Consider the following 4,776-nt stretch of genomic DNA (forward strand, 5'->3'; position numbering starts at 1 on the left):
CTCACCCCCGAGCGCATGGCGGGGGTGTTGCGTCCGAAGGTGGACGCGGCCTGGAACCTGCATGAGCTGACCCGCGACCTGGACCTGTCGGCGTTCGTGCTCTTCTCCTCCGCCGCCGGTGTTTTCGGCGCCGCCGGACAGGGCAACTACGCCGCCGCCAACGCCTACCTGGACGCCCTCGCCCAGCACCGTCGGGCACATGGCCTGCCCGCCACCTCGCTGGCCTGGGGCCTGTGGGCCGACTCCAGCGGGATGACCGGTGAGCTGGACCAGGCCGATGTGTCCCGGATGAGCCGGGGCGGTGTCGCCGCGCTCGCCACCGACGAGGGCAAGGAGCTGTTCGACGCGGCCGGACGGGCGGGCGAGGCGCTGCTCGTCCCGGTGCGTCTCGACCTGGCGGCGGCACGGGCCGAGGCGGCGTCCACCGGTGTGGTGGCCCCGCTGATGTCCGGGCTGGTGCGGGTCCCGGCGCGGCGTACGGCGGAGGGCTCCGCCGGAACGGGCGCCCTGGCGCAGCGGCTGGCCCGGCTGAACGAGACCGAGCGGCTGGAGACGCTGCTGGAGCTGGTCCGTACCCAGGTCGCGGCCGTCCTGGGCTATGCCACCGCCGACTCCGTGGACCCCGACCGTGCCTTCCGCGACCTGGGCTTCGACTCGTTGACCGCCGTCGAACTGCGCAATCGCGTGAACGCGGTCACCGGGATGCGGCTCCCCGCCACCCTGGTCTTCGACTACCCGACCTCCCTCGTCCTGGCCGAACACCTCCGGGACGAACTGGCGGGCAGCCGCGTCCAGTCGGGCCTGCCGGTGTCGACCGTGGGCGCGCTCGACGACGAGCCGATCGCCATCGTGGGCATGAGCTGCCGCTTCCCGGGCGGGGTGCGCACCCCCGAGGATCTGTGGCGGCTGCTGTCCTCCGGCCAGGACGCGATCTCCGGCTTCCCCGTGGACCGTGGCTGGGACCTGGACGCGCTCTACCACCCGGACCCGGAACACCCCGGCACCTCGTACACCCGCGAGGGCGGTTTCCTCCACGACGCCGCCGACTTCGACCCCACCTTCTTCGGAATCTCGCCGCGCGAGGCCGTCGCCACCGATCCGCAGCAGCGGCTGCTGCTGGAGACGTCGTGGGAGGCGTTCGAGCGCGCGGGCATCGACCCGGCCACGCTGCGCGGCAGCCGTACCGGTGTGTTCGCGGGCGTGATGTACCACGACTACGCCACGCTCGTGGAGCAGGCCCCGGACGGTGGCGGCGAGGGCGCGATCGGCTCCGGCAGCACGGGCTCCATCGCCTCGGGCCGCGTCGCCTACGCCCTCGGCCTGGAGGGCCCGGCCGTCACCGTCGACACGGCGTGCTCGTCGTCGCTGGTGGCGCTGCACTGGGCGATGCAGGCGCTGCGCTCGGGCGAGTGCACGATGGCGCTGGCCGGTGGTGTCACGGTGATGGCGACCCCCGGCACGTTCGTCGGCTTCAGCCGCCAGGGCGGCCTGTCCGCCGACGGCCGCTGCAAGGCGTTCTCGGCGGACGCGGACGGCACGGGCTGGGCCGAGGGCGCGGGCATGCTGCTCGTCGAGCGGCTGTCGGACGCGCGCAGGAACGGCCACCCGGTGCTCGCGGTGGTGCGCGGCAGCGCCGTGAACCAGGACGGTGCGTCCAATGGCCTGACGGCGCCGAACGGCCCGTCCCAGCAGCGCGTCATCCGGCAGGCGCTGGCCGCCGCGGGTCTGTCGGTCGGCGATGTGGACGCGGTCGAGGCGCACGGCACGGGCACGACGCTGGGCGACCCGATCGAGGCGCAGGCGCTGCTGGCCACGTACGGCCAGGAGCGGGACGCCGAGCGGCCGTTGCTGCTCGGCTCCATCAAGTCGAACATGGGCCACACGCAGGCCGCCGCCGGTGTCGCGGGCATCATGAAGATGGTCCTCGCCATGCGGCACGGGGTGCTGCCGAGGACCCTGCACGCGGACGAGCCGTCGCCGCATGTGGACTGGTCGGCGGGGGCCGTCTCGCTGCTGACGGAGCAGGTGGAGTGGCCGGAGAACGGCCGTCCGCGCCGCGCGGGTGTGTCGTCGTTCGGCATCAGCGGCACGAATGTGCACACGATCATCGAGCAGGCGCCGGTGGTGGAGGCGGCTGAGACCCCCTCCGGTGCGGTGGCTCCGGGTGCGGTGGCTCCGAGTGTGGTGCCGTGGGTGCTGTCCGGCCGCAGCGCGGCCGCCCTGCGGGCCCAGGCCGAGCGGCTGGTCGCCCATGTGGCGGACCGGCCCGAGCTGGGCGCGGTCGACCTGGGCCACTCGCTGGCGACCGGCCGATCGGCGTTCGACCACCGTGCGGTGGTGGTGGCCGAGGACCGGGACGGGCTGCTGACGGCTCTGGGGGCGCTGGCCGAGGGGCGTCGCGCTGCGGCGCTCGTTCAGGGTTCGGTGGCCGGTGGCAAGGTGGCGTTCCTGTTCACGGGGCAGGGGAGTCAGCGGCTGGGGATGGGGCGTGAGCTGTATGACGCCTATCCGGTGTTCGCCGAGGCGCTGGACGCCGTGTGTGCGGAGCTGGACGCGCATCTGGAACGGCCGCTGCGGGATGTGCTGTTCGGCGAGGACGCGGCGGAGCTGGACCAGACCGGGTTCACCCAGCCCGCGCTCTTCGCGATTGAGGTGGCGCTGTTCCGGCTCGTCGAAGCGTGGGGCTTGAAGGCGGACTTCCTGTCCGGGCACTCCATCGGGGAGCTGGCCGCCGCGCATGTGGCGGGTGTGCTCTCGCTGGCGGACGCGGCGAAGCTGGTTGCGGCGCGTGGCCGTCTGATGCAGGCGCTGCCCGCCGGTGGCGCGATGATCGCCGTGCAGGCGTCCGAGGACGAGGTGGCGCCGCTGCTGACCGAGCGCGTGTCGATTGCCGCGCTCAATGGGCCGTCGTCGGTGGTCATCGCGGGTGATGAGGACGCGGCTGGGGAGATCGCGGCCGCGTTCGAGGCGCAGGGTCGGAAGACCAAGCGGCTCACGGTCAGCCACGCGTTCCACTCGCCGCGCATGGACGGCATGTTGGAGGCGTTCCGCGAGGTGGCGCAGGGGCTTACGTACGAGGCCCCGCGCATCCCGATCGTGTCCAACCTGACGGGCGAGCTGGTCTCCGCCGAGGAGATCACGACCCCCGACTTCTGGGTGCGCCATGTCCGCGAGGCCGTTCGCTTCCTCGACGGCGTGCGGGCCCTGGAGACCGAGGGTGTCTCCACCTTTGTCGAGCTGGGCCCGGACGGTGTGCTCACCGCGATGGCGCAGCAGTGTGTCACCGGTGAGGATGCCGCGTTCGTCTCGGCCCTGCGCAAGGGCAGGTCCGAGGCCGAGACGCTGACCAAGGCCCTCGCGCGCGCCCATGTGCGCGGTGTGGCCGTGGACTGGGCGGCCGTCTTCGCCGGTACGGGCGCGGCTCGGGTGGAGCTGCCGACGTACGCCTTCCAGCACGCGCGCTACTGGCCCGAGCTCCCGGCCACCGTGGGCGGTACGGCCGGGCTGGGGCTGGCGACCGTCGACCATCCGCTGGTCGGGGCCGCCGTGCCGCTGGCCGGCGGCGAGGGCCTGCTGCTCACGGGGCGCCTGGGACTCGACACTCACCCGTGGCTGGCGGACCACGCCGTGATGGGTTCGGTGCTGCTGCCGGGTACGGCCTTCGTTGAGCTGGCGGTTCGCGCCGGTGACCAGGTGGGCTGTGACCAGGTTGAGGAGCTGACGCTGGAGGCGCCGCTGGTGCTTCCGGAGGTGGGCGGTGTTCAGCTTCAGGTGTCGGTGGGTGCGCCGGACGGGTCCGGTCGTCGTGCGTTCGAGGTGTACTCGCGGTTCGAGGGCGCGGCCGCCGATGAGCCGTGGCTGCGCCACGCCTCGGGTGCGCTCGTGGAGGGCGCGCCGGCGGCGTCGTTCGACCTGGGCGTATGGCCTCCGGCGGGCGCGACGCCGGTTGCGCTTGACGGTCTCTACGAGGGCATGGCGAGCCTGGGGCTCGCCTATGGCCCGGTGTTCCGGGGGCTGAGGTCCGCTTGGCGGTTGGGTGATGAGGTCTACGCGGAGTTGGAGCTGTCGGAGGGTGCGCGGTCCGAGGCGGGTGCGTTTGGTCTGCATCCGGCGCTGTTGGATTCGGCGCTGCATGCGGTGGGGTTGGGTGGTCTGATCGAGGGTGAGGGCGGGGCTCGGTTGCCGTTCTCGTGGGCTGGTGTGTCGTTGCATGCGGTGGGTGCTTCGGTGTTGCGGGTGCGGTTGTCGGCGGCTGGTGCGGGTGCGGTGTCGTTGGCGGTGGCTGATGGTGCTGGGCGTGCGGTGCTGTCGGTGGATTCGCTGGTGTTGCGGCCGGTGTCGGCCGAGCAGATCCGGGGTGCGCGGGGTGGCCGTCAGGAGTCGCTGTACCGGCTGGATTGGGCTGAGGTGTCCGGGCAGGGTGCGGCTGGACGCTGTGCGCTGCTGGGGTCCGACGTCCTCGGCCTGGAGTCGGCTGGGCAGCGGTTGGACGCGTACGCCGACTTGGAGGCGCTGGCCACGGCGGTGGAGTCCGGCGCCACAGCGTTGCCGGATGATGTGGTGGTCGTCCTGCCCGGGAACCTTGCGGCGCCGCACGCTCCTGCGGCTTCTCAAGCCGGTCCGGCGGATGCGGCAATTCAAGCCGGTCCGGCGTTTGAGGACCGGGGTGCTGGGGCGGAGCCTGCCGCTGGCGCGGCAATTCAAGCCCGTCCGGCGATTGAGGACCCCCCCCCCCGGCGGCCGGGGGGCGGGGGGGTTCGCCCCCGGTGGGGGTGG

General features: G+C 73.0%; 1 protein-coding gene. It reads left to right on the plus strand.

From position 1 onward, the window contains the following. A partial coding sequence (locus ACFXB5_RS52725) for a beta-ketoacyl synthase N-terminal-like domain-containing protein (RefSeq protein ID WP_385223050.1) occupies positions 1-4,776 on the plus strand: 4,776 nt, incomplete at both ends.

This window comes from Streptomyces sp. NPDC059455 (assembly GCF_042750115.1).
Classification (GTDB): domain Bacteria; phylum Actinomycetota; class Actinomycetes; order Streptomycetales; family Streptomycetaceae; genus Streptomyces; species Streptomyces endocoffeicus.